General features: G+C 74.0%; 17 protein-coding genes. 7 read left to right on the plus strand and 10 right to left on the minus strand.

The genetic code is table 11. The features are described from left to right. Nucleotides 1–460: 460 nt before the first annotated feature. Together ACIRNI_RS31215 and ptsP are read left to right on the plus strand one after the other, a co-directional pair. Nucleotides 461–910 carry a PTS glucose transporter subunit IIA gene (locus tag ACIRNI_RS31215; RefSeq protein WP_403556650.1) on the plus strand — a complete coding sequence of 150 codons (450 nt, stop codon included), beginning with the start codon at nt 461–463 and terminating at the stop codon, nt 908–910. A gap of 85 nt (nt 911–995) precedes the next feature. Further along, nucleotides 996–2,666 carry a phosphoenolpyruvate--protein phosphotransferase gene (gene ptsP, locus ACIRNI_RS31220; protein ID WP_403556652.1) on the plus strand — a complete coding sequence of 557 codons (1,671 nt, stop codon included), beginning with the start codon at nt 996–998 and terminating at the stop codon, nt 2,664–2,666. A 66-nt stretch (nt 2,667–2,732) separates the two neighbouring features. Here the strand turns inward: ptsP and ACIRNI_RS31225 are convergent, their stop codons facing one another. Together ACIRNI_RS31225 and ACIRNI_RS31230 are read right to left on the minus strand one after the other, a co-directional pair. Beyond that, nucleotides 2,733–3,629 (minus strand): hypothetical protein, encoded by an 897-nt coding sequence (locus ACIRNI_RS31225; RefSeq protein ID WP_403556654.1) that lies wholly within the window; start codon nt 3,627–3,629, stop codon nt 2,733–2,735. 13 nt (nt 3,630–3,642) lie between these two features. Next, nucleotides 3,643–4,941, minus strand: coding sequence for an MFS transporter (locus ACIRNI_RS31230; protein WP_403556656.1), 1,299 nt, complete (start codon nt 4,939–4,941; stop codon nt 3,643–3,645). A gap of 46 nt (nt 4,942–4,987) precedes the next feature. On the opposite strand from ACIRNI_RS31230, the gene ACIRNI_RS31235 reads away from it, so the two are divergent. After that, the gene (locus tag ACIRNI_RS31235) at nt 4,988–6,310 is read left to right on the plus strand and encodes an aminotransferase class I/II-fold pyridoxal phosphate-dependent enzyme (RefSeq protein WP_403556658.1); all 1,323 of its coding nucleotides are present in this window, start codon (nt 4,988–4,990) and stop codon (nt 6,308–6,310) included. A 1-nt stretch (nt 6,311) separates the two neighbouring features. Here the strand turns inward: ACIRNI_RS31235 and ACIRNI_RS31240 are convergent, their stop codons facing one another. Next, complete coding sequence (locus tag ACIRNI_RS31240) at nt 6,312–8,306, minus strand: acetoacetate--CoA ligase (RefSeq protein ID WP_403556660.1); 1,995 nt, start codon at nt 8,304–8,306, stop codon at nt 6,312–6,314. A 223-nt stretch (nt 8,307–8,529) separates the two neighbouring features. On the opposite strand from ACIRNI_RS31240, the gene ACIRNI_RS31245 reads away from it, so the two are divergent. Next, nucleotides 8,530–10,947, plus strand: a complete 2,418-nt coding sequence (locus ACIRNI_RS31245) for a glycoside hydrolase family 31 protein (protein ID WP_403556662.1) — start codon at nt 8,530–8,532, stop codon at nt 10,945–10,947. Nucleotides 10,948–11,089: 142 nt separating this feature from the next. Then, nucleotides 11,090–11,299, plus strand: coding sequence for a hypothetical protein (locus ACIRNI_RS31250; RefSeq protein WP_403556664.1), 210 nt, complete (start codon nt 11,090–11,092; stop codon nt 11,297–11,299). Nucleotides 11,300–11,322: 23 nt separating this feature from the next. On the opposite strand, the gene ACIRNI_RS31255 is transcribed toward ACIRNI_RS31250, so the two are convergent. Beyond that, entirely contained in the window at nt 11,323–11,835 is a 513-nt protein-coding gene (locus ACIRNI_RS31255; RefSeq protein WP_403556666.1) for an NUDIX domain-containing protein, read from the minus strand. Between the two features lie 74 nt (nt 11,836–11,909). On the opposite strand from ACIRNI_RS31255, the gene ACIRNI_RS31260 reads away from it, so the two are divergent. Continuing rightward, nucleotides 11,910–12,716, plus strand: a complete 807-nt coding sequence (locus tag ACIRNI_RS31260; protein ID WP_403556668.1) for a M15 family metallopeptidase — start codon at nt 11,910–11,912, stop codon at nt 12,714–12,716. 38 nt (nt 12,717–12,754) lie between these two features. On the opposite strand, the gene ACIRNI_RS31265 is transcribed toward ACIRNI_RS31260, so the two are convergent. The 4 genes from ACIRNI_RS31265 to ACIRNI_RS31280 are packed head-to-tail and all read right to left on the minus strand — an operon-like array spanning nt 12,755 to nt 17,070. After that, a complete protein-coding gene (locus ACIRNI_RS31265) occupies nt 12,755–13,369 on the minus strand; it encodes a GTP-binding protein (RefSeq protein WP_403556669.1) in 615 nt (204 codons plus the stop codon). Beyond that, entirely contained in the window at nt 13,350–13,778 is a 429-nt protein-coding gene (locus ACIRNI_RS31270; RefSeq protein WP_355368098.1) for a DUF742 domain-containing protein, read from the minus strand. Before ACIRNI_RS31270 ends, ACIRNI_RS31265 begins: the two co-directional genes overlap by 20 nt. 11 nt (nt 13,779–13,789) lie before the next feature. Beyond that, on the minus strand, nt 13,790–14,263 hold the full coding sequence (locus ACIRNI_RS31275) for a roadblock/LC7 domain-containing protein (protein WP_403556670.1): 474 nt from the start codon (nt 14,261–14,263) through the stop codon (nt 13,790–13,792). Beyond that, the gene (locus tag ACIRNI_RS31280; RefSeq protein ID WP_403556672.1) at nt 14,260–17,070 is read right to left on the minus strand and encodes a nitrate- and nitrite sensing domain-containing protein; all 2,811 of its coding nucleotides are present in this window, start codon (nt 17,068–17,070) and stop codon (nt 14,260–14,262) included. Before ACIRNI_RS31280 ends, ACIRNI_RS31275 begins: the two co-directional genes overlap by 4 nt. Before the next feature lie 383 nt (nt 17,071–17,453). On the opposite strand from ACIRNI_RS31280, the gene ACIRNI_RS31285 reads away from it, so the two are divergent. Next, nucleotides 17,454–17,969, plus strand: a complete 516-nt coding sequence (locus tag ACIRNI_RS31285; protein ID WP_403556674.1) for a hypothetical protein — start codon at nt 17,454–17,456, stop codon at nt 17,967–17,969. 75 nt (nt 17,970–18,044) lie between these two features. Here ACIRNI_RS31285 and ACIRNI_RS31290 read toward each other — a convergent pair whose 3' ends face one another. Both ACIRNI_RS31290 and ACIRNI_RS31295 read right to left on the minus strand, forming a co-directional pair. Beyond that, complete coding sequence (locus ACIRNI_RS31290; RefSeq protein ID WP_403556676.1) at nt 18,045–22,763, minus strand: hypothetical protein; 4,719 nt, start codon at nt 22,761–22,763, stop codon at nt 18,045–18,047. Between the two features lie 28 nt (nt 22,764–22,791). Further along, nucleotides 22,792–23,694 (minus strand): hypothetical protein, encoded by a 903-nt coding sequence (locus tag ACIRNI_RS31295; protein ID WP_355367993.1) that lies wholly within the window; start codon nt 23,692–23,694, stop codon nt 22,792–22,794. Nucleotides 23,695–23,773 lie beyond the last annotated feature (79 nt).

A 23,773-nucleotide genomic window follows, 5' to 3' on the forward strand; every position in this document is an offset into this window, starting at 1 on the left:
GGCTTTCCTCCGGGCGCTTCCCTTCGGTCTTTCGTGTTTCCAGCTTAGCAGATCCGTTTTCCGTTTCTGCCACCCGCTGGAGCGGGCTGCCGGGCAGTTCTTCGCTTTCGCGTTTCCCTTTCCGGCGGGGTCAAACACTACCAGCCTTTTTCCGGCCCTCTGACCACCGCCCGGAGGCGATCGACGCAGAGGTGTAGACCACTGGTGTAGACCAGTTAGGATCTCGGCTTGATAGGTGCTGCCGACGACCTACGACTCACTGTCGCGTCGGGGTCAAGCAGGTGTACGACCCTACCTGCAGCCGGTAGTTGAGGCAAATCGCTTCCGGTGCTCCCGAGGGCCCTGAATCTGGACCTCTCGGGCGGAACCGGGACTTCTTATGACATACGCTTCTGACAGTACGCCGTCCGGGACAGGCAGTGACGGCGACGCAGAATCTCCGCCCCCTGGGAGGCTCCCCATGACCATCGTGACGTCGCCGCTCGCCGGCCGGGCCATCGGACTCGCCGCAGTGCCGGACCCCGTGTTCTCCGGGGCGATGGTCGGGCCGGGTACCGCCATCGACCCCGTACGTGAGCCCTCCGAGGCGCTCTCCCCCGTCGACGGCGTGGTCGTCTCCCTCCACCCGCACGCGTTCGTCGTCGTGGACTCGGAGGGGCACGGCGTACTGACGCACCTGGGCATCGACACCGTGCAGCTGAACGGCGAGGGCTTCGAGCTGCTCGTGAACAAGGGGGACACCGTGTCGCGCGGGCAGGCCGTCGTGCGGTGGAACCCGGCGGCCGTCGAGGAGGCCGGCAAGTCCGCGATCTGTCCGATCGTGGCCCTGGAGGCCACTGCCGACTCGCTCGGCGGGCTCCGTGAGGACGGCGACGTGAAGGCCGGAGAGTCTCTCTTCACCTGGCAGTGAGCGGGCCGCCGTCCTCCGGGCGGCGACGGGTCGGACATTCAGAACGTGGTGGCGGCGGGCCGCCACTCAATCGGAGACAGGTGTAATGGAGACAACGCTGCGAGGCGTCGGCGTCAGCCACGGTGTGGCGATCGGCGAGGTTCGGCACATGGGCACGGCAGTCCTGGAGCCGCCGGCCAAGCAGATTCCGGCCGATGAGGCGGAGCGCGAGCAGGGGCGTGCTCGCCAGGCCGTGGAGGCGGTCGCGGCGGATCTGATCGCGCGCGGCAATCTGGCCGGCGGCGAGGCACAGCACGTGCTCGAGGCGCAGGCCATGATGGCCCAGGACCCGGAGCTGATGGCCGACGTCGACCGTCGGATCGCTGTGGGCAGCACGGCCGAGCGGGCGGTCTACGACGCGTTCGCCGCGTACCGCGCGCTGCTCGCCGGTGCCGGGGAGTACCTGGCGGGGCGGGTCGCGGACCTCGACGACGTGCGGAACCGGATCGTGGCACGGCTGCTGGGTGTGCCGATGCCGGGTGTTCCGGACAGTGACGAGCCGTACGTGCTGATCGCGCGGGATCTCGCTCCGGCCGACACGGCGCTGCTGGACCCGTCGCTGGTGCTGGGCTTCGTGACCGAGGAGGGCGGGCCGACCAGCCACAGCGCGATTCTGGCGCGGGCGCTCGGTGTGCCGGCCGTGGTGGCGCTGCCGGGTGCCGGGGAGCTGGCGGAGGGCACCGTGATCGCGGTGGACGGCAGCACCGGTGAGGTCTTCGTCGAGCCGTCCGCCGATCGGCGTGCCGAGCTGGAGCGGGCGGCCGCCGAGCGCAAGGCGGCGCTGTCGGCGGCGACCGGTCCGGGCGCGACGTCGGACGGGCACAAGGTGCCGCTGCTGGCGAACGTGGGCGGGCCGGCCGATGTGCCGGCGGCCGTGGAGGCCGGTGCCGAGGGCGTCGGTCTGTTCCGTACCGAGTTCCTGTTCCTGGACGACAGCAAGCAGGCGCCGTCGGAGGCCAAGCAGGTCGAGGCGTACCGGAAGGTGCTCGAGGCGTTTCCCGAGGGCCGGGTCGTCGTGCGGGTGCTGGACGCGGGCGCGGACAAGCCGCTGGACTTCCTGACGCCGGCGGACGAGCCGAACCCGGCGCTCGGCGTGCGGGGTCTGCGCGCGCTCCTGGACCACCCGGAGGTGCTGCGGACGCAGCTGTCCGCGCTGTCCAAGGCGGCCGAGGGGCTTCCGGTGTACCTGGAGGTCATGGCGCCGATGGTGGCGGACCGCACGGACGCGAAGGCGTTCGCGGACGCGTGCCGTGAGGCGGGGCTGCGGGCGAAGTTCGGTGCGATGGTGGAGATTCCGTCCGCCGCGCTGCGGGCGCGTTCGATCCTGCAGGAGGTCGAGTTCCTGTCGCTGGGCACGAACGACCTGGCGCAGTACACGTTCGCCGCCGACCGGCAGGTGGGTGCGGTGTCGCGGCTGCAGGACCCGTGGCAGCCGGCGCTGCTGGACCTGGTCGCGCTGTCGGCGGAGGCCGCCCGGGCCGAGGGCAAGAGCTGCGGTGTCTGCGGCGAGGCCGCCTCGGATCCGCTGCTGGCCTGTGTGCTGACGGGTCTCGGGGTCACCTCCCTGTCGATGGGCGCCGCTTCGATTCCGTACGTGCGGGCGACGCTGGCGAAGCACACGCTGGCGCAGTGCGAGCGGGCGGCCGCGGCGGCGCGGGCGGCGGACACCGCCGAGGAGGCGCGGCTGGCCGCGCAGGCGGTCCTGTCCGGCGAGTAGACGCGGACGCAAGGAGGGTGGAGGGGCTTTCCCGCGGTGGCGGGGAAGCCCCTTCCGCTTGCGCGGTCAGTGGTGCGGGGCCGGGAAGTCGTCACCTCCGGTGATGTCGAATCCGGCGAGGTAGTCGACGTTGGGCTCCGGGGAGAGAGGCTCGCCGGTGTCGGCGTCGGTGCAGTAGGCGTTGAAGACCTCGGCGGCGCTGAGCGGGATGAGGCGGCCGCGGTCGAGGCGCCAGCCGTGGACGCGGTCGGGGGCGGCGGGTGTGGTGGTGCGCAGGACCAGTCCGCCGGGGCTTTCGAGGGCGATGCCCACCGCGAGGACGGTGGCGAACTCGGCGCCTTCGGAGGAGTCGAGCAGGGTGGGGCCGGTGTCCGGGCGCTCGGCGTGGAGCACGGCCAGCAGCTGCTCCTCGCGCGCGGGGATGCTGCAGACGATGTGGTGGACGCCGGGTCCGGCCTCCTGGAGCAGGCGGTACAGGAGATGGGAGGCCCGGTCGAAGGCGTCGCGGCCGATGTCCTGGCCGCAGCGGGCGCACTCTCCGGCGTCGGCGAGGAGCATGGTGGCGTACTCCCAGGTGGCGTGGCGTACGGCTTTGTTGATGAGGGCGGGGACGAGCCGGTCGATGGGTTGTCCGGTGTAGGCCAGGCCGGCGCCGGTCGCGGCGACTTCGGCGGTGAAGCGGCTGCGGCTGGCGGGGCTGTCGGGGTCGAGGCCTGCTTCCGCGCAGTACGCGGCGTAGTCCTCGGGGTCGAAGAGGGTGACGGTGGTGTGGCCGCCCTGGGAGGCGAGACTTCTCAGGAGGTCTTCGACCTGGCGGAGGTAGGTCGCGTGGTCGTCGAAGGTGAAGGTGCGGTAGCGGCGCATGGCCGTGAAGTCCTGTTCGTCCGCGAGCAGGCCGACGGTGCTCGGGACTTCGCGGCGCAGGGCGCGCCGCATCGCGGTGGTGCTCCGGGTGTGTGCCATGAATCCCCCTGGTTCATCGGTGCTCACTCACCGTAACCGAGGGGTCTGACAACGCGGCTGCGGGCAGTCGGTCGCGTACCAGTCGGCGCTGGGCGAGGCAGAGGGCGGCATAGCCGGCGCCCAGGAGGGGCCAGCCCAGTGGGCCGGTGGCGATGACGGTGGTGACGAGGAGTGGTCCCGCGCTGCGCTGGGTGGAGGCGGCGAGGCCGTGGACGCCGAGGTAGGCGCCCTGGGCGTCGGTGGGGGCGAGGGCGACGGAGAGTTCCCACGAGACGACGGCGTGGAGCATCTCCACGAAGGTGAGGACGATCGCGGCCGCGATGAGGGCGGTGACGGCGGTCCAGGTGCCGCCGGTCGCGGAGGCCGCCAGGGCGAGGCAGCCGGTGATGAAGAGGCAGGCGAGCGGGATGAGCAGGCGGCGGGCGGCGGCGGGGGTGGTGCCGAAGCGGGCGAGCGGGACCTGGAAGAGGATCACGAGGACGGAGTTGAGGACCAGCAGCATCGGGGCGAGGCCGACGGGGGCGTCGGTGGCGTGGACGATCCACAGGGGCAAGCCGACCTGGAGGATCGCGTCGTCGAGGAAGAGTGCGGCTTCGGTGGCGGTGTAGAGGAGGAAGGTCCGGTCGCGCCAGGGGGTGGAGGGGTGGGCGGGGGTGGCGGCGGACGTGGTGGAGGCGGCGGCTACGCGGGAGGGGGACGGGGGTTCGGCGCAGCGGAGGGTGAGCGCGGCGATGACGACGTACGAGAGGGCGTTGCCGACGAGCAGGGCCTGGTAGGCGGTGGTGGTGCCGATGGTGAGGGCGGCTGCCGCGGCGAGGCCGCCGAGGGCCCAGCCGATGTTGGCGGCGGTGCGGGTGACGGCCTGGTAGCGGGTGCGTTCGGGGCCTGCGACGCGTGCGGCGTAGAGCTTGCCGAGGACGTTGGAGCCTCGGTCGGGGAGGGCTCCGATGGCGGAGTAGAGCAGCAGGAGTGTGTAGCTGTCCGTGGTGAGGAGGGCCAAGAGGGCGGCGGCGCGCAGGAGTTGGGCGCCGATGAGGACGCGGGTGACGGGGAAGCGGTCGGCGAGGCGTCCGGCGAGGGGGGCGCCGGCGATGCCTATGGCGCCGGAGACGCCGATGAGGATGCCGACTTGGGCGACGGACGCGCCGCTGACCTGCGTGAAGTAGAGGGCGACGGCGGTGGCCCAGAGTCCGGTGCCGGTTTTGTCGATGAGGGTGACGACGAGCATGCGGCGGCCGTCGCGGCCGCCTGGGATGTGGATGCGGTTCCGCCCGCGGGTGGCGGGTGCGGTGCGGTGACGGTGCTGGTTCACCGTGTCCCCCTTGACCCCGATTATGTATTGGTACATAGTTGAGTACGTGGCAGCACAATATGGGATCGGCGGGACGACGGCCAAGGGGATTGCCGCGTCCATCGAGCGGGCCGTGGCGGGCGGGGGCCTCGGGCCGGGTGCCGCGCTGCCACCGGTGCGGCGACTCGCGGACGACCTGGGCGTCAGCCCCGGGACGGTGGCGACGGCGTACAAGGAGCTGCGGCAGCGCGGGATCGTGGTGACCAAGGGGCGGGGCGGGACCGTGGTCGCGCAGGCGCCGTCGGTGGGGTCGCGGCGGCCGCCCAGGGTGCCGGAGGGGGTGCGCGATCTCGCGGGTGGCTATCCGGACCCGGCGTTCCTCCCGGAGCTCCGGCCTCCGTCACCGGTGGGCCCCGTGCCCGGATCGCACCGGGGGTCACCGCGGCTGGCGGCGCTGGAGGAGCTCACGCGCGCGTGGTTCGCGCGGGACGGGGTGCCGGCGGAGCACGTCACCTTCGCGCACGGCGCCCTCGACTGCGTGGCGCGTCTGCTGTCCACGGAGCTGAAGCCGGGCGATTCCGTCGCGGTGGAGGACCCGGGGTTCCATCACCTGCTGGACCTGGTTCCGGCGCTGGGCCTGCGGATCGTTCCGGTCGAGGTGGACGACGCGGGAATCCTGCCCGGGGCGCTGCGGGCCGCCCTGCGCGCGGGCGTACGGGCGCTGGTGTGCAGTCCGCGCGGACAGAGCCCCAGGGGCGGGTACTTCACGCGGGAGCGGCGGGACGCGCTGGTCGAGGTGCTGGCCGGGTTCCCCGAGGTGCTGGTGATCGAGGACGACCACAACGCGGACGTCTCCGGGGCGCCGTCGTGCGCCGCGCTGGCGGCCGCGGGGCTGCCGCGCTGGGCGCAGGTGCGCACGGTCTCCAAGCACCTGGGCATCGACCTTCGGTGGGCCGGGCTCGCGTGTGACGCGACGACGCTGGCCCGGCACGACGGGCGGATGCTGCTGACCTCGGGGTGGGTGAGCCACGTCCTACAGGAGACGGTGGCGCGGCTGCTGGCCGACGAGGAGGTCGCCCGCCTGGTGGGGCGGGCCGAGGAGGCGTACACCGAGCGGCGTGAGGCGCTGCTCGGGGAGCTGGCGCGGCGCGGGATCGCGGCGCACGGGGCGAGCGGCCTGAACGTGTGGGTGCCCGTGCGCGACGAGTCGGCGGTCGTCAACGGACTGCGTTCGTACGGCTGGTGGGTGGCGGCGGGAGCCCGCTTCCGGATCGCGGCGCCCACCGCCGTACGGATCACGACGGCGACACTGGAGCCGGCCGCCGCGGCGCGGCTGGCCTCGGACTTCGCCGGCGTCCTGGGCGAGTCCGAGGCCATGTACGGCGGTTGAGTCAGCCGGTCTTCCCGCCCTGGGCGGCGCGGCTGCGCGCGAGGCCCTCGTAGAAGCGGAGCAGGTCGAGGTTGTCCACGGAGCCGGGGTTGACGGCCTTGGCCAGGTCCGTGCCCTGGAGGAGGCGTTTGACCGGGACCTCGATGCGCTTGCCGGTGAGGGTGTGCGGGACGCCGGGCACCTCGATGATCTCGTCCGGTACGTGGCGCGGGGACAGCTCGGTACGGATGGTCCGCTTGATGCGGTCGATCAGGTCCTCGTCGAGGACGGCCCCTTCGGCGAGGTGGACGAAGAGCGGCATCCAGTAGCCGCCGTCGGGCTCCTCCAGGCCGATGACGAGCGATTCGCGGATCTCGGGGAGGCGTTCCACCGCCTCGTAGATGTCGGCGCTCCCCATACGGACGCCCTGCCGGTTGAGGGTGGAGTCGGAACGGCCGTGGATGACGACCGAGCCGCGGTCGGTGAGGGTGATCCAGTCGCCGTGGCGCCAGACGCCCGGGTACATGTCGAAGTAGCTGTCGCGGTAGCGGCTGCCGTCCGGGTCGTTCCAGAAGTGGATGGGCATGGACGGCATGGGCTGGGTGACGACCAGCTCGCCCACTTCTCCGGTGACGGGCTTGCCCTGCGGGTCCCAGGCCTGGAGGTCGGTGCCCAGGCAGGCGGCCTGGAGCTCGCCCACGTGGACCGGGAGGGTGGGGACGGCGCCGGCGAAGCAGCTGCACACGTCCGTGCCGCCGCTGACGGAGGCGATCCACAGGTCGTCGCGCACCTCGTCGTGGAGCCAGCGGAAGCCGTCCGGCGGGAGCGGGGAGCCGGTGGTGGCGACGCAGGTGACGCGGGACAGGTCGTGGTCGCGGGACGGGTGGACGCCGGCTTTGCGGCAGGCCATGACGTACGCCGCGGACGTGCCGTAGAGGGTGGTCCCGGTGAGTTCGGCGACGCGCCACTGGGCGCCGGTGTCCGGGTAGCCGGGGCTGCCGTCGTACAGGACGACCGTGGTGCCGGTGAGCAGGCCGGAGACGAGGAAGTTCCACATCATCCAGCCGGTGGAGGTGTACCAGAAGAAGCGGTCCTCCGGGCCGAGGTCGCAGTGCAGGCCGAGCTGCTTGATGTGTTCGAGAAGGATGCCGCCCTGGGACTGGACGATCGCCTTGGGCAGGCCCGTGGTGCCGGAGGAGTACAGGACCCACAGGGGGTGGTCGAAGGGCACCTGCTCGAAGACGGGTTCCGCGTCGCCCGCCGTGAGGGCGGACCAGTCCAGGGCGCCTTCGGGGGCGTCCGTGCCGAGGAGCGGGATGTGGACGACCGCGCGCAGGGTGGGCAGTTCGCGGCGCAGCTCGGCGACGGTGTCGCGGCGGTCGTGCTCCTTGCCGCCGTAGCGGTAGCCGTCGATGGTGAACAGCACGACCGGTTCCACCTGCTGGAAGCGGTCCAGCACGCTGCGGGCGCCGAAGTCGGGGGCGCAGGAGGTCCACACGGCACCGACGGCGGCCGTGGCGAGAAGGGCGGTGACGGCCTGCGGGATGTTGGGCAGGTAGCCGCTGACGCGGTCGCCGGGGCGTACGCCGAGGGCGCGCAGCTCGGCGGCGAGGGCGCCCACCTGGCGGCGCAGCTCCGCCCAGCTGATGGGCGTCGCCTCCTGGGTCTCGTCGACGTGGAGCAGGGCGGCCGCCTCGGGGCGGTCGGCGGCGGCGCGCAGGGCGTGCTCGGCGTAGTTCAGGGTGGCGCCGGGGAACCACTGGGCACCGGGCATCGAGCGGTCGCCGAGGACGCGCTCGTACGGCGTCGAGAAGCGGATGTCGAACCACTCGGCCACCGCCTGCCAGAAGGTGTCGAGGTGCTCGATGGACCAGCGGTGCAGCGCGGGGTAGCCGCCGTCGGCCGGGGCGCCGTGCCGTTCGGCGGCCCAGGCCTGGAAGCGGGTGACCGCGGCGGTGGCGATACGGTCCTGGTCGGGCTGCCAGAGCGGCTCGGGCTGCGCGTGCTCTGTGGTCATGGGGCTGCTCCCTGGCTGTACGTCCCTGTACGCGGGTCTGCGTGGGTCGCGCGCACGTGCGGGGTGTGCGCGTGACGCGGCTGACAGGGACGATGCCATGTGATCGTTGTTCGCACCAGGGTTCGCCGCCCATGGTCGCGCGGTTGAATATGTGGTCCCACCACGGGTGAACGGCAGTTGAACGGCCCTCCCTCGCGCCTGGACGGGTGGCAGGGTGAGCCGCATGGACGGTCGTGATCTGGTGCGTTCGGTGAAGGTCTTCTCGACGGTACGGGGCCTGCGTGCCGTGCGCTCGGCGTGGCGGCAGCGCCGTACGGACGCGTGGGGGCTGCCGCCGCGCGGCGCCGAGCGGGCGCGGACACCGGGGGCCGTCCAGGGGGCGGAGCCGCTGCCGGGCGGCGGCGTGGTGCGGTTCGCCCGCTCGGTGCTGCGGGTGTGGGTGACGGCCGGCGGGACGGTCTTCTGGGGCTGGGACGGGGCCGAGCCCCTCCCTTCGTACGCGCTGGCCGGTGACCCACCGGAGCCGGACCAGCGCGCCGTACTGGAGCCGGACACGGACGGCGGCTGGCGGGTGGTGTCCGAGCGGGTGACGGTGGCGGTGTCGCGCGACGGCGCCGTGGAGGTCCGTACGCCGGGGGGTGTCATGTTGCGCCGGGACCTGCCGCCGCGGTGGTGGGAGCCGGTGGACGGGGCCCGGGCAGGAGACTCGGCGGGCCCGGCCGGGGCTCCCGTGCGGTGGGTGCAGCGCTCGCAGGTGCCGGCCGACGCGCGGTTCTTCGGGCTGGGCGGGCGGGCGTCGGGGCCGCGGCTGCGGGACGGCACGTACCGGCTGTGGAACACCGATCCCGGCGGCGGTTTCGGGCCCGGTGACGACCCGCTCTACATCACCATGCCCGTGCAGCTGGTGGTGTCCGACGCGGGGACCCATCTGGCGTTCCACGACAACTCCTGGGACGGGCTGGTGACCCTGCGGGAGGGCGAGGAGGGCGCCGGGTCGGGGCACGACCGGCCGGGGGCGAGCGAGGTGCGGATGAGCGGCGGCCCGCTGCGCTGCTGGGTCGTGGTGGGAACCCCCGCGCGGGTGCTGCACGGCTGGACCGCGCTGACCGGCGCGCCCGCGCTGCCGCCGTCGTGGGCCCTCGGGCCGCAGCACGCGCGGTGGGGCTTCGGCACGGAGCGGGAGGTGCGGCGCGTGGTGGCCGGCTACCGGGAGCGCGACCTTCCGCTGTCGGCGCTGCACATGGACATCGACCACTACCGGGACCACCAGGTGTTCACGGTGGACCGGGAGCGGTTCCCGGACCTGCCCGGCCTCGCGCGGGAGCTGCGGGAGCTGCCGGAGGGGGGCGTGCGGCTGGTGTCGATCGTCGACCCGGGGGTCAGGGCGGAGCGCGGCAACGCCGTGTACGAGAGCGGGCGGGCGGTCGGCGCCTCGGGGGCGTACGTACGGGACGGGAGGGGCGGTGAGGTGCGGGGGCTGGTGTGGCCGGGCGAGTGCGTGTTCCCGGACTTCACCGATCCCGCCGTACGGGAGTGGTGGGGCGGCCTGTACGAGGAGCGGCTCGCGCAGGGCTTCTCCGGGGTGTGGCACGACATGAACGAGCCGGTGTCGTTCGCGGCCTTCGGTGACAGGACGCTGCCCCGTTCGGCACGGCACGCCCTGGAGGGTAGGGGCGGCGACCACCGCGAGGCCCACAACGTGTACGGCCTGACCATGGCCCGGGCCGGCCACGAAGGGCTGCTGCGGCTGCGGCCCGACGAGCGGCCGTTCCTCTTCTCGCGGTCCGGCTGGGCGGGGATGCAGCGGTACGGCGGGACCTGGTCGGGCGATGTGTCGACGGGGTGGCCGGGGCTGCGGGCCTCGCTCTCCCTGGTGCTGGGGCTGGGCCTGTGCGGGGTGCCGTATTCGGGGCCCGACGTGGGCGGGTTCGACGGAATCCCGTCGCCGGAGCTGTTCCTGCGCTGGTTCCAGCTGGGGGCGTGGCTGCCGCTGTTCCGTACGCACTCGGCGATCGACGCGGGTGTGCGCGAGCCGTGGGAGTTCGGGCCGCGGGTGCTGCGGTACGCGCGCGTGGCGCTGGCCGAACGGGAGCGGCTGCGGCCGTACTTCGTGACGCTGGCCCATCTGGCGCGGCTCACGGGGGCGCCCTATGTGCGGCCGCTGTGGTGGGGTTCCCCGGAGGACCGCACGTTGCGCGACTGCGAGGACGCCTTCCTGCTGGGCGACGCGCTGCTCGTGGCGCCGGTGATGGCGCGCGGCATGGACCGGCGGGCCGTACGGCTCCCGCGCGGGCGGTGGTACGACACCGCGACGGGCCGGGCGTACGACGGGCCGGGGCAGGTCCTGCTGGACGCGCCGCTGTCGCGTATCCCGGTGCTGGCGCGGGGTGGGGCGGTGATTCCCGTACGGGGTGAGGACGGCGCCGAGGAACTGGAGTTGTGGGCGCCCGCGGCGGGACGCACGGGCGGTGGTCTGGTGGTGCGGGACGCGGGCGACGGCTGGGAGCGGGCGGAGGTGGAGCGGTACACGACGCGGCTGGTGGACGGCGGGGTCCAGGTGGAGCGGGTGACGGACGACGGCGCGCGGGTGGTGGAGGGGCGACGGGTGAGGGTCCGGGGGCTGGGTGCGGCGGCGGGGTGAGGGCGCCGCCCTCCGGGCGTCGGGTCCCGAGCCCGGTATGACGGCAAACGGGTGAACGACACGCACACGGGCGCCGGGTGGGGCGTTACGTAGGGCGGGCCCGGCCACTCGGCGCCGGGCCGCTCGACGAAAGGGACAGACCATGATCAAGCAGGTGCTGGCCACCGCCGGACTGGCCGCGGCCGTGCTCGGTGCTTCCGCCTCCACCGCCTCGGCGGTCGGCGACCGCGGGGTGGACACCCAGAACGGCAACTACTCCGTCCAGGAGTACGGCAACACGGGCAGCGACCCGGCGCTGACGGCGGACCGGAGCGCGGACGAGGCGGCTCTTCGGTCACTGGACCGCTGGTAGGCATCCGTACGGCCTGGGCGGGTTCACCCGGTGGGTGTCCCGTAACGGCCGGCGAACCAGTTCCGTACGGCCGCGGTGTGCAGCGGGAACGCGAGCTCCGCCGGTGCGTACAGGAGGTGGTGGCCCGACGTCTCGTCGGTGGCGGCGGAGGGCGGCAGTCCGGCGGCGGGGCGTACGGGGAGGAGACCGAAGAGCAGCAGGTGGCCCGCGGGTGAGCTCATCGCGTCGGCCAGGCGGACGTCGGCCGCGGCCGCGCGGATACCGGTCTCCTCCCGCAACTCCCGTACCACCGCGTCCCGCCAGTCCTCCGCGTGGTCGATGAAGCCGCCGGGCAGGGCGATGCCCCCGCGATGGGGCCCGATGGTGCGGGTGATGACGACGAGTCCGGTCCCGCGCGCGTCGGTCGCCGGGAGCAGGGCGACCGCGACCGGCAGGGGGTTGCGGTAGGCGGTGTCGCCGCAGGAGGCGCACGTGCGGGGCCAGCCGGCCCCGGACGGGTAGGGCGCGCCGCAGGCGCCGCAGTGGGAGTCCTTCACAGACGGACTGTAGCGAGGCCGGCTGTAGCGGGGCGGGCTGTTCCGGCCCGGCCCGAGCTGGTAGATCCGTGGGCATGACACGACTCGGTACCGCTCTCCGCGCGCTCGTGGCGGCCGCCACCGCGCTCCTCTCCGTGGCGGCGGCGTCGCCCGCCGCCCAGGCCACGCCCGAGCCCAAGGCACCGCAGGAGTTCGTGGCGCTGCGCTCCGTGGATCCGACCATCATCCAGGAGATGCGCTACACCACGGCGCACAACTTCGTCGGTGAACCGGTGGACGGCTACCGGCAGCCGCTGTGCATCCTGACCAGGCCGGCCGCGCAGGCGCTGCACCGCGCTCAGGTGCGGCTGCTGCGGCAGGGGTACTCCCTGAAGGTGTACGACTGCTACCGGCCCCAGCGCGCCGTGGACCACTTCGTCCGGTGGGCGAAGGATCTCCGGGACGAGCGGATGAAAGCGGAGTTCTATCCGCTGGTGGACAAGTCGCGGCTCTTCGCGGACGGTTACATCGCCGAGAAGTCCGGGCACAGCCGCGGCTCGACGGTCGACCTCACGATCGTGAAGCTGCCCGCCCCGCCGACGCGGCCGTACGTGCCCGGCGAGACGTTGGTGCCGTGCTACGCACCGCAGGAGGAGCGGTTCCCCGACAACTCCCTGGACATGGGGACGGGTTTCGACTGCTTCGACACGCTGTCCCACACGGACGATCCCCGCGTTCAGGGGGTGCAGCGCGCGAACCGGCAGCTGCTGAAGAGCACCCTCGCCGCCCAGGGATTCGTGAACCTTCCCGAGGAGTGGTGGCACTTCACCTACAAGCCGGAGCCGTTCCCGGACACGTACTTCGACTTCCCGGTGGCGCGGCGTTCGGTGGCCGGGCACTGACCCCGCCCGCGTGCCGCCACCTGACGGCCGTGCGGTCGTCAGGTGGCGGCCGGCTCGCGCTGCCGGTCGGCGAGGGTCAACGCGTGTTCGACGACCGCCACCAGCACCTCCTTGACGGACTCCCGCTCGCGCGCGTCGCACATCAGGAGCGGCACCTCGGGGTCGAGGTCGAGCGCCACCCGTACCGTCCGGGCGGGATACGCGGGCGCGCCCTCGAAGCGGTTCACGGCCACCGCGAAGGGGATGCCCCGCCGCTCGAAGTAGTCGATGGCGGCGAAGCAGTCCTCCAGGCGGCGGGTGTCCGCGAGGACCACCGCGCCCAGCGCGCCCTGCGCGAGCTCGTCCCACAGGAACCAGAAGCGGTCCTGTCCGGGCGTACCGAACAGGTACAGCACCAGGTCCTCGCGGAGGGTGATCCGCCCGAAGTCCATGGCGACGGTGGTGGTGGACTTCGACTCGACGCCGCGCAGGTCGTCGACGGGCCGGCCCGCCTCGCTGAGGGTCTCCTCGGTGCGCAGCGGCCGGATCTCGCTGACCGCGCCCACCAGGGTCGTCTTGCCCACTCCGAACCCGCCCGCGACGAGGATCTTGAGTGTCACCGGCTCGACCACCGGCCGCTCGGCGCGGCGGGAGCTAGAGCGCCCGAAGGCCATTGATCACCTCACGCAGGATGTTCACGTCCGGCAGTTCGGCCGGCGGAACGGGACGGGTTACGTGGACGAGTTCGTCCTCGACGAGGTCGCCGACCAGGACGCGGACCACCCCGACGGGGAGGTCGAGTCCGGCGGCGAGCTCGGCGATGGACTGGGGGAAGTCGCTGCACCGCTCGACGATCTCCACGTGCTCCGGGGAGAGCGTCTGGTCGCGGCCGGGGTCCTCGGCCGCGGGTTCGGGGACGACCACCGCGATCAGGTCGAGGCGGTGGCGGGTGGCGCTGCTGGTACGGCCGCGGGTCATCGCGTACGGGCGGACCACGGGGCCCGCGTCGTCGTCGAACCAGTGGTGCGGCTCACGGCGGGTCCGGCCTCTGTGCCGGCTGTGCTGCCCTGCTGCGTCACTCATCGCATCCCCCGTTATCCTCCTGCGGTCAGTCCGGTCCGCGGCGCCGTCCCCAGGTGGGCCCCCACCCGCTTGACCATCAGCGTCATCTCGTACGCGACGAGGCCGACGTCGGAGTCGGCGTCCGCCAGTACGGCGAGGCAGCTGCCGTCGCCCGCCGCCGTGACGAAGAGGAAGGCGTCGTCGAGCTCGACGACGGTCTGCCGGACCCGGCCGGCGTCGAAGTGGCGGCCCACGCCCTTGGCGAGGCTGTGGAATCCGGAGGCGACGGCCGCCATGTGCTCGCTGTCCTCACGGCTCAGGTCCCTGGAGGCGCCGGTGGGCAGTCCGTCGCTGGAGAGCACCAGCGCCTTGCGGATGGAGCCGACGCGGTCGACGAGTTCGTCGAGGAGCCAGTTGAGCTGGCCGGCTGAGCCTGCCGAGCCGGTTGCGCCTGCTGAGGCTGCTGAGCCGGTCGTCGTGGTTGCTGCGGCGTTCGGTGCGGTCATGGACCGTCCCCCTCGGGTGTCGTTCGTGGTGCTGTCTCACCGCGGAGCGCGCGGAGCGCCGGCGGGGCGTCGCCCTCGGCGTTCTCTTGGCGCCCGCGCTGCCAGCCGCGCTGCATGGCGGCCATGCGGGTGCGTACTGCTTCGGCGTCGCGCTCGGCGTCGCGCTCGCTGCCTCGCTCGATGTCGCTTTCGGCGACGCGTCCGGTGCCGCCTTCGGCGCGCTCTGCGGCGGACCGGTCGGCGGTCTCCCGCAGCTGCGGGGCCAGGCTGGCCTGCCGTACGCGGCGGGGCAGGCCGCCGAGCAGCGGGGTGGTCTCCGGGTCGGAGCCGGGTGCCCCGCGGCTGCCCTGCTCCGCGGTGCCCTCGGTGGGCGGGTGGGCGCGGCCGCGCTCGTCGAGGCGCCGGCCCCGGTGCGCGATCAGGGTCGGGACCGTGGGCTTGCGGCGGGGCAGCGAGACGGTAGCGCCGGCCGGTCGCTCGGGGGCGTGGTCGGCGGCCTGGTGGTGCTGCGTCTCTTCGGAGGTCGCGGCGGAGCGGCCGGTGACCGGGCGCAGCGGGGTCCTGGGGCGGAACAGTCCGCCGCGTTCGCTCTCGGTCTCGTCGATGTCGCCGATGCCGCCGAGGGGGCCGGTGAGCGGGCCGGTGAGCGCGTCGTCGAAGGGCAGGGCGCCGACCGGCGGCTCCAGCTCGACGGGGCCGTCGAGCAGGGAGGCGTCGAGCAGGGAGGTGTCGAGCCCCGAGGGCACCTGGGAGAGGGCCGCGCGCCGGGGCGGGACCTCGTCGGTGTGGCCGTCGACTGCCCCGCGGTCCACCGCCTTGCGATCGGCGCCCCTGCGGTCGACGCTCCTGCGGTCGACGGCCTTGCGGTCGCCGCTCTTGCGGTCGAGCCGGAAGCCCGAGCCCTGGGTCTCGGGCGCCTCGGTGAGGAGCGCGGCCGGGATGAAGACGACCGCGGTGGTGCCGCCGTACGGGGAGGGCTGCAGCGACACCCGTACGTTCTGGCGCTGGGCGAGCCGGCTGACCACGAAGAGGCCGAGCCGGTCGGTGTCCGAGAGCTCGAACTCGGGTGTCTCGGCGAGGCGCAGGTTCGCGTCGAGCAGCGCGTCCGGGGTCATGCCGAGCCCGCGGTCGTGGATTTCGAGCGTGAAGCCGTTGGCGACCGGCTCGCCGTGCACCTGGACCGCGGTGTGCGGCGGGGAGAACACCGTGGCGTTCTCCAGGAGTTCGGCGACCAGGTGGGTGAGGTCGGCGACGGCCGGACCACTGACCCCGATGCGCGGCAGCCTGCGCACCTCGATGCGCTCGTAGTCCTCGACTTCGGCGACCGCCGCCCGTACCACGTCCATCAGTTGGACGGGCTTGCGCCACTGGCGGGAGGGGGCGGCTCCGGAGAGGATCACCAGGCCCTCGGCGTGACGGCGCATACGCGTGGTCAGGTGATCCAGCTTGAACAGGTCGGCCAGCTCGTCGGTGTCCTCCGTGCGCCGCTCCATGGTGTCGAGGAGGGTGAGCTGGCGGTGCAGCAGCACCTGGTTGCGGCGGGCGAGGTTGACGAAGACCTCGGAGACCCCGCGGCGCATGTCGGCCTGCTTGACGGCGGCTTCGACGGCGGCGCGCTGAAGGGTGTTGAGGGCCTGGCCGACCTGGCCGACCTCGTCCCTGTCGTACTCCAGCTGCGGCACTTCGGTCTCGACGTCGACCTGTTCGCCCGCGGCCAGGCGGCGCATCACGCTCGGCAGCCGTACGCCGGAGACCTCCTGGGCCTCCTTGCGCAGCCGCCGCAGGTCGCGGACGAGGTCGCGGCCTATGCGGACGGAGACGATGATCGAGACGAGCAGGGCGAGGAAGCCGAGGACGCCGGCGATCCCCGCCTTGAGCAGGACGTTGTACGCGGTCGGCTGCACGCGGTCCTGGTAGCGGTCGCCTGCCTCGGTGTTCGCCGAGGCGAGGTGGTTCAGGACCGGGGTGGCGGCGTCCCGCCAGTGTGACGCCTGGACGGCTCGGGGCGTGTCGGTGGCGCCGGCGGTTATGAGCGCCTCCTCGGCGTCGCGCAGCGGCTCGGTCGCGGGGCTGCGCCAGTACTGCTCGAAGACCTCGCGTTCGGAGCCGGGCAGGACCTCCAGGTTGACCTCGTAGAAGAGGCGGCGCTGGGCGACGAGGTCGGTGAGGGCGCGGATCTCCTCGGCAGTGAAGCGCCTGTTGACGAGGGAGGAGAAGACGAGGGCGTCCTCGCGGGAGAGCATCTCGCGGGCGCGGACGATGCCGACGAGGGCGCGGCCCTGCTTGTCCATCTCCACGTTCTCCAGGGCGTGGAGGTTGAGGAGGAAGGTGTAGCAGGGGTCGACGAGGCGGTTGTAGAACTCGAGCGCCTGCATGCGGCCGACGGCGCGGTTCTCGACGGAGCGGCGCAGTCCGGAGAGGCCGTCGAAGGCCTGGAGGAGCGCGCTCAGCCGACGGGCCGCCTGGGGCTGCAGGGCGTCGATGACGCCGGAGTCGGCGGCGTTGGCCCGGATGCGGGCGATGGTCCGGTCGGTGGCGGCTTGTTCGCGGCGCAGCGTGGGGAGGGCGTCGGACGCGCGTGGATCGGCGAGATAGACGAGGGTCTGGCGACGCTCCTGCTGGATGACGCGGACGGTGTCCTCGAGGGGGTAACCGACCTTTTCGACGATGTAGCCGACGTCGAGGAGCTGATCGGCCTCCCGGCCGGTGAGGAGTGTCGCGAACCCCCACAGTCCGGTGAGGGAGACGAGCGGCACGAGCAGCAACGCCACGATCTTCCTGCGGATCGACTTCCCGCGAAAGCGCATGGCCTCCCCCAGCTCGGACCCGACCGGTGAGGGTGCCGTCCGGCGCGGGTGTACACATCAACACATCAACAAACGGCGCGAGCCTACTACTGCATCGCAGGCATCTCGAAGGTGCGTCCGGGCGATTTTCAGCCGTGGAACGGGGCGTCGATCATGGGTTTCCCGGGTATTCGCGGCCCTGGCACTCCGCTCTGCGGTGGATGGTCCCTGGCGGGGCGACATGTGCCCGGCGGTAACGGTTGGCTGGAACTGTGTGTTCCGCGGGGAATCTTCGCCGCCGGCCGTACGTCTACGAACAGGGGAGGCGCGGAACTGTCGGCGTAAAGCGGCTCATGACGGGCAGCCACCCTGAAAACGGTCGGTTGTGGGGAGTGGCGGTTGCGATGACGACGGAGCGGTGGGACTCGGGGACGACGACGGCTACGGGGCGGCGGGAACTGTGGGTGGAGGAACCGGCGACGCGGCGCAGGCTGCCTGATCCGGTCCGTACGGCGGCGGTTCGTGCCGTGCTCGTCGCCTCGCTGACGCTGATACAGGCGACGGTGGCGTTCCTGTGCACGCTCGCGGGCTCCTGGCTGGCGTTCCCGATGGTGCTGAGCAGCATCGCCAGCACGGTGGTGGCGACGTGGGCGGCGGCGGACGTGTGGGTCACCCGGCAGGTGTGGAACCAGCGCCATGGTGTCGTCTCCGTGCCGAGCAGCACGGCGCGGGAGCTGCGGCGTGAGCGGCGCATGGCCCGACGGGCGGCCCGCGCGCAGGCGCGTGCGGCGCGGGAGGCGGCGCGCATACGGCTAGGTGGCGAGGAGGCCGGTGCGGGCTCCGGTTCCGTCTCCGGTTCCGGTGCGGGCTCCGCTTCCGGCCGGGGGCGGCAGGGCGCGGGAACCCTCTCGCGGGCCTGACGCGCGCCGGACCCGGCCTGTCCGGGCGTCGGTGCCCGGCAGGTGCCGGGCACCGGCCCGGTGGCGCTTCCGCGGCTAGTCCGCGGCGGGCGCCGGTTCGGGCGCCGGATCGGGCACCGGCGTGCGCTTGAACATGCGCGTCGCCGTGATCTCGCCGTGCACCGCCGTCTCGCCCGCCTGGGTCTGCTGCGGCAGCCCGGGGCGCAGGTGCTCCTCGACGCTGATGTACTTCAGCCCCGCGCGCAGGTCCGCGTCGTTGCGCAACCGGATGACCAGCGGGAACTCGGCGAGCGCGGTCGTGTCGAACAGACCCGTCGTGTACAGCAGCTGGACACCCAGCGCGTCCGACACGGCCCGCTGGAGCTCCAGCAGGTACGTGGCGTTGGCACGGCCGATCGGGTTGTCGAGGAAGAGCGTGCCCGCGTGGCGGTGCTTGTCGCGGCCCCGGTCGTTGCTGCGCAGGGCGGCCATCGTGCAGTAGAGCGCGATGGCGGCGGTGAGCAGCTGGCCGCCGGAGAAGACGTCGCCCATCTGCCCGACCGGTACGCGCTCGGCGCGCAGCACCGCGTCGGGCTTGAGGATCTCCACGGCCACGCCCTTGGGCTGGAGGGCGGCCTGAACTCCGCGCAGCAGTAGGGACATGCCGTCGCGGCGCAGGTCGGAGTTCTTCTTGACGGCGGCGCTGGTCGCCTCGTCGATGACCTCGCCGAGCCGATCGGTCAGCGTCGCCTGGTCGGGCTCCTCGAAACGGATGCGCAGGAACTCCTGACCCGACCACTCGCCGAGGCCCTCGGGGAGCCGGGACAGGCGCTGGGCGGAGCGGAGGGTGGTGAGCGCGGACTCCACCAGTCCGCGCAGCCGGTCGACGATGGAGTCGCGGTTGCGCTCCAGCTGGGCCAGCTCGTCGGTGAGTACGCGCAGCCGGGGCGCGAACGCCTCGGCCCACTTGGCGGCGTGCTCCGGCAGCGCGGCGGCGGGCAGCTCGCGGATCTGCTGGCGGGCCGGGGTGCGGACCTGCTCGTACCGCGTGGAGTTGGCGTGCCGGATGAGGACGTCGCAGGCCTCGCGTACGGCGGCCTCGGCGGCCGACAGGTCCTGGGCGCAGCCGCGCAGGGAGCGGCGGGCCTCGGCGGCGGACTGCCGCGCCTCCTCCAGGCTGCCGGGGTACGGCTCCGGGGCCTGGGGCTCCTCCTCGGCGGCGTGGTCGCGCAGCAGGTCACGCAGGAGCGCCGCCGTCTCGTCGAAGCCGCCGGCGGCGTCCTCGGCGGCGTGGTGCGCCTGGACGAGCCGGGCGTGCGAGGCGCGGGCGGCGTCGAGCTCGTCCGTGCGGGCGGCCAGGTCGGCGGTGGCGGAGCGCAGGAGGGACTGGGCGTGGTCGGCGTCGGTGGGGAGGAGCTCCTCGGGGAGCTCGGTGTGCGACTCGCCGTCCGCGGGGGCGAGGCGTTCGGCCTCGCCGCGCAGGCGCCCGAGCTTCTCGCTGGCCTCCGAGGCGCGGGTCTCCAGCATCTGGACGAGTGACTCGGCGCGGGCGGCGGCGGCCTGGCGGGAGGGGCCGTCGGCGCCGTCGGTGCTCTGGAGGAGCTGTTCGGCGCGGGTGCGGACCTTGTTGGTGAGACGGTCGAGCTCGGCGAGGGCGGCGGACTTGTCGCTCTCGGCGCGGGCCTGTTCGGCACGCAGGTCGGCGCCGACGCCGACCTTCTCGTACAGCTGGGAGGCGGCGCGGTAGGCCTCGCGCAGGGCGGCCAGGGGTACGCGCGGGGCGTCGCCGTCCTCCTCCGGCAGGTTCTCGGGGGCGCCGGCGATCTCGGAGCGCTCGGCGCGCAGGGCGCGGGCGGTGCGGTGGGCGTCGTCGGCGGCGCGCTGGGCGGCGCGGCGGTCCTCGTCGGCGGCGCGCGCCCGCTCCAGGCAGGTCTGGGCGCGGGCTTCGTGCTCGGCGGCCTCGTCGGCCAGTTCGCGCAGGCGGGTCTGCCATCCGGTCCGTTCGCGCAGCCGGAACGCGAGGCCGGCGAGGGCGTCGGCGACGCGCCGGGCGCGCTGCGCGGCGTCCTGCCGCTCGTCGCGTACGCGGGCGGCGTCGGCGGCCGCCTCCTCCGCCTCGGCCCGTACGGTACGGGCTTCGGCGAGCGCGGCCTCGGCCGCTTCGGCGGCCACGCGCGCGGCGGCGGCGGCTTCCGCGAGTTCGGTGAGCATGCCGGGCGGGCAGTCGGCGCGCCAGGAGCCGATGCGGGCGGCGAGCGAGCGGTCGCCGGTGAGGCGGGCGGCGAGGGCGCGGATCTCCTCGTCGCGGGCGGCGGCGCGGGCGCGCAGGGCCTGGCGCTCCTCGTCGGCGGCGTGCTCGTCGTGCATGGCCGGGTTCGGCGGCACGAGGAACACGTCCGTGTCCGTGTCCGCGGGCCCCGGCACGGGCGCGAGGAGCGCGGCCGCGGTGCCGACGGCGACGGCGGAGCGCGGCAGCAGGGCGGCGCCGGCGAGGGCCTCGCGGGCCCTGGCGTACGAGACGGGGTCGGTGATCACGACACCGTCGACCAGCTCGGGCCGGGCGGCGAGGACGGCGGCGTGGTCGGCGGGGTCCACGGCCTGGGCGAGGTAGCGCCAGCCGGGGAGCGCGGGGATGCCCTGCTCGCCGAGGAACTCGACGGTGGCGAGGACGTCCGGCCCGGGCGGCAGCAGGCCGCCGTCGCCGAGGGCGCCGAGGATGCGGGAGTCGTCGGCGGCGGCGGTGCGCAGCTCGAAGAGTTTGCGCTCGGCGGCGGCGATGCCCTGGTCGAGGAGGTCGCGCAGCTCGTCGGCGTACCGGTCGAGCTCTTCGGCGGTGAGAGGGCCCTGGTCGGCGGGGCGGCTTCCGGTTCCGGTTCCGGGGCCGCCGGCGTTGGCGGGAGCGTCCTCGTCGGACGAGTCACCGTCGCCGCGGCGGGGCGCCGGGACGACCGAGGCGGCGGACGGGGCCGCCCCGGGCAGGCTCAGCAGTTCGGCGAGGCGCTCCTCGGCGGCGATGGAGGCGGCGGCGCGGCGCTCGGCCTGGTAGGCGTTCTCGGCGGCCTGCGCGGCGTCGGCGGCGCGGGCGGCGGCCAGTTCGGCGCGGGACTCGGTGGCGGCGGCCTCGCGGGCCCGTTCGGCCGCGGCGCGGGCGGCCTCGCGGGCCGCGTCCCAGGCGGCGACGGTGGTCTTCTCGGCGTCGCTGGCGGCGAGCGCGGCCCGGGCCGGGTCGGCGTCGGGAGCGGTGTCGTCGAGCCATCCGGCGCGTACGGCTTCGGCGGTCTCCTGCTCGACCTCGGCGAGGCGCTGGCGGAGGTGGCCGGCCTCGCTGCGGGCGCGCTGGGCCTCGGTGGCGGCGGCGGTGGCGTCGCGGTGGGCGGTCTCGGCCGCCTCCTGGAGGGCGGCGGACCGCTCCTCCTCCTCGTTCGCCTGCCGCTCGCCGTCCTCGGCGGCGGCGTGCAGCGCCCGTACGAGGTCGGCGGCGGCCTTGGCGCGGGCGGCGAGCGCGGGCGCGGCGTCCCGCTCGGCCTCGCGGATGGCGGCGGACACGCGCGCGGAGCGGTCGGCGGCGGCGCGGTGGCGCAGGACCACTTCGGTGGCCTGCCAGGCGGAGTGCAGGGTGCGGGCGTCGATGAGCTCGCGGCGCTGGGCTGCGGCGCCCTTCTCGGCGGCGGTGAGCGCCAGGGAGGCGTGGCGGTAGGCCAGTTCGGCGGCGATGAGGGAGGCACGGGCGCGCGCCTGCTCGGCCTCGGTGACGGTGTCGGCGGCCGTGGTGACCTGCTCGGCGAGGGTGGCGGCGCGGCCACGCTCCTCGGCGGCGCGGGCCGACAGGCGGCGGGCGAGCGTACGGGTGCGGCGCTCGGCTCCGGCGTGGACGTCGCGCGCGCGGGCGCGGGTGTCGGCGGCTTCGACGATGCGGCCCAGGAGGTCGACGGAGCCGGCGGTGAAGTCGCGTTCCGCGGTGAGTTCGGCGCGGCGGCCGAGCTTGTTGCCGAAGCCGCTGACGAGGTCGGCGAGGCCGTCGGTGTCGCGGGTGTCGGTGACCGCGCGCAGTAGCAGGTCGGTGAAGTCGGAGTCCTTCTTGACCGCGAAGAGGCCGGCGGCCTCGCCCTCGTCGGCGTTCATCTCGCGCTGGTAGCGGAAGAGTTCGGGGTCGAGGCCCAGGTCGCCGAGGTGTTCGTTCCAGCGGTCGTGGATCTCCTCCCAGTACACCTCCAGGTGGGGGTACGCCTTGCCGGCCTCGGTGAGGGCGTCGCGGAAGCCCTTCATGGTGCGGCGGCGGCCCTGGGCGCCGGAGACGCCTTCGGCGGGCGGGCGTACGGAGGTGGCTTCGGCGACGGGGAGGGAGTCGAGGCTGAGGCCGGGCCCGGGGCGGAAGGAGTACCAGGCCTCGGCGAACTTGCGCGGGTCGTTGGAGACCTGCCGTCCGCGCCACTCGCTGACCTTGCCGACGACCACCAGTTCGCCGGTGAGGGTGTGCTGCCACTCCAGGGCGACGTGGCCGCAGTCGTCGGCGAGCAGGAACTTGCGCAGCACGCCGGAGCTGGCGCCGCCGAGGGTGTTGCGGTGGCCCGGGAGCATCACCGAGAAGATCAGCTTGAGGAGGACGGACTTGCCGCCGCCGTTCTCCAGGAAGAGCACGCCCGCGGGGGCGGGGCGGCGCGGCGGGCCGACCGGCTCCTCCTCGAAGAACTCCGCCTGGGTGGGGGCGGGGTGGGGCACGGGCGCGCCGACTCCGCGCAGGTCCAGCACGGTGTCGGCGTAGCGCGCACCGGCGGGCCCGATGGAGTAGAGGCGGACCCGGGACAGCTCGTACATGGCGGCGGACTTTCGCTTCTGGTCTGGGTTACGCGTGGAAGGGCAGGCCGGCGTCGGCGACGAGGTCGAGATCGTCTCCGTCGGGCGGCGGCAGGAGGGTGGCGGAGCCGTCGCTCACCGGTACGACGCCGAGCTCCAGCAGCTCGGCCATGGCGGCGCTGCCCGCCATGTCCCGGACCTGGAGCTGGTAGCGCGCGGTGGTGCGGTACGAGCCGCCGCCCTCGTCGCCGGTGCGCTGGAGGAAGCCGGACTCGGTGAGGAAGGCGACCGCCTTGCCGATGATGCCGGTGGTGGATCCGGCGAGGCGGCGGGCGTCCTTGGTGGCTCCGGTGGCGCTGCGCCGGGCGTAGATGCGCCAGGCGGCCTCCAGGCCGGGGGCGTCGGTGGCCGGGTCGGTGTTCTCGCCCTGCTGCTCGGCGCGCTCCTCCAGGCGGCGGCACGCCTGGCGGACGAAGGCGTCCACGCCGTTGACGGTGATGCGGCCGATGTAGGTGTCGTCGGCGAGGTCCTCGGGGCGGGGGAAGGCCAGGGCGGCGACGGCGAGGTGGGCGAGGCCGTGGAGGAACCGGTCGGCGGAGTCGGTGGAGGCACGGCGGGCGTAGTCGCCCATGCGGACGGCGAAGACGGAGTCCTCGCCGGCGGTGACGGCCATGCCGGCGCGCGGGGAGACCTCCAGGACGATGAGCCCGAGGCCGGTGGCGACGGCGTCGGCGAGGCGGGCGAAGGCGGGCTCCTCGCGGTACCGGCGCAGCAGGTCGGCGTACTCGGCGTCGCGGGCGGGGAGCAGCTTGGGCTGGAGACCGAAGGAGACGAGCCGGGCGGCGTCGGCCGCGTCGGCGGGCGTGACGGTGCCGGAGGCGGCGGGCTCGGACGCCTGCGGGGCGTCGGGCTCGCTCCACGCGTCGGCGTGCTCTGCGTGGTGGTCGCTCACGGCTGGGGCTCCTTGCTGGGGGCGGGGTGGTGCGGGGTACGGGGGTGGGGCCGCCGCCGCTGCGGCGCGGGGCGGCGCG

Origin of the sequence: Streptomyces sp. NPDC093546 (assembly GCF_044765045.1) — a bacterium.
In the GTDB taxonomy this organism is placed as follows: Bacteria; Actinomycetota; Actinomycetes; order Streptomycetales; family Streptomycetaceae; genus Streptomyces.

Coding starts and splice junctions, on each gene's coding strand:
- ptsP (WP_403556652.1), top strand. CDS start 996: ATGGAGACAACGCTGCGAGGCGTCGGCGTCAGCCACGGTGTGGCGATC.
- ACIRNI_RS31215 (WP_403556650.1), top strand. CDS start 461: ATGACCATCGTGACGTCGCCGCTCGCCGGCCGGGCCATCGGACTCGCC.
- ACIRNI_RS31265 (WP_403556669.1), bottom strand. CDS start 13,369: ATGGCCTTCGGGCGCTCTAGCTCCCGCCGCGCCGAGCGGCCGGTGGTC.
- ACIRNI_RS31225 (WP_403556654.1), bottom strand. CDS start 3,629: ATGGCACACACCCGGAGCACCACCGCGATGCGGCGCGCCCTGCGCCGC.
- ACIRNI_RS31290 (WP_403556676.1), bottom strand. CDS start 22,763: ATGTACGAGCTGTCCCGGGTCCGCCTCTACTCCATCGGGCCCGCCGGT.
- ACIRNI_RS31285 (WP_403556674.1), top strand. CDS start 17,454: ATGACGACGGAGCGGTGGGACTCGGGGACGACGACGGCTACGGGGCGG.
- ACIRNI_RS31280 (WP_403556672.1), bottom strand. CDS start 17,070: ATGCGCTTTCGCGGGAAGTCGATCCGCAGGAAGATCGTGGCGTTGCTG.
- ACIRNI_RS31260 (WP_403556668.1), top strand. CDS start 11,910: ATGACACGACTCGGTACCGCTCTCCGCGCGCTCGTGGCGGCCGCCACC.
- ACIRNI_RS31270 (WP_355368098.1), bottom strand. CDS start 13,778: ATGAGTGACGCAGCAGGGCAGCACAGCCGGCACAGAGGCCGGACCCGC.
- ACIRNI_RS31275 (WP_403556670.1), bottom strand. CDS start 14,263: ATGACCGCACCGAACGCCGCAGCAACCACGACGACCGGCTCAGCAGCC.
- ACIRNI_RS31250 (WP_403556664.1), top strand. CDS start 11,090: ATGATCAAGCAGGTGCTGGCCACCGCCGGACTGGCCGCGGCCGTGCTC.
- ACIRNI_RS31240 (WP_403556660.1), bottom strand. CDS start 8,306: ATGACCACAGAGCACGCGCAGCCCGAGCCGCTCTGGCAGCCCGACCAG.
- ACIRNI_RS31245 (WP_403556662.1), top strand. CDS start 8,530: ATGGACGGTCGTGATCTGGTGCGTTCGGTGAAGGTCTTCTCGACGGTA.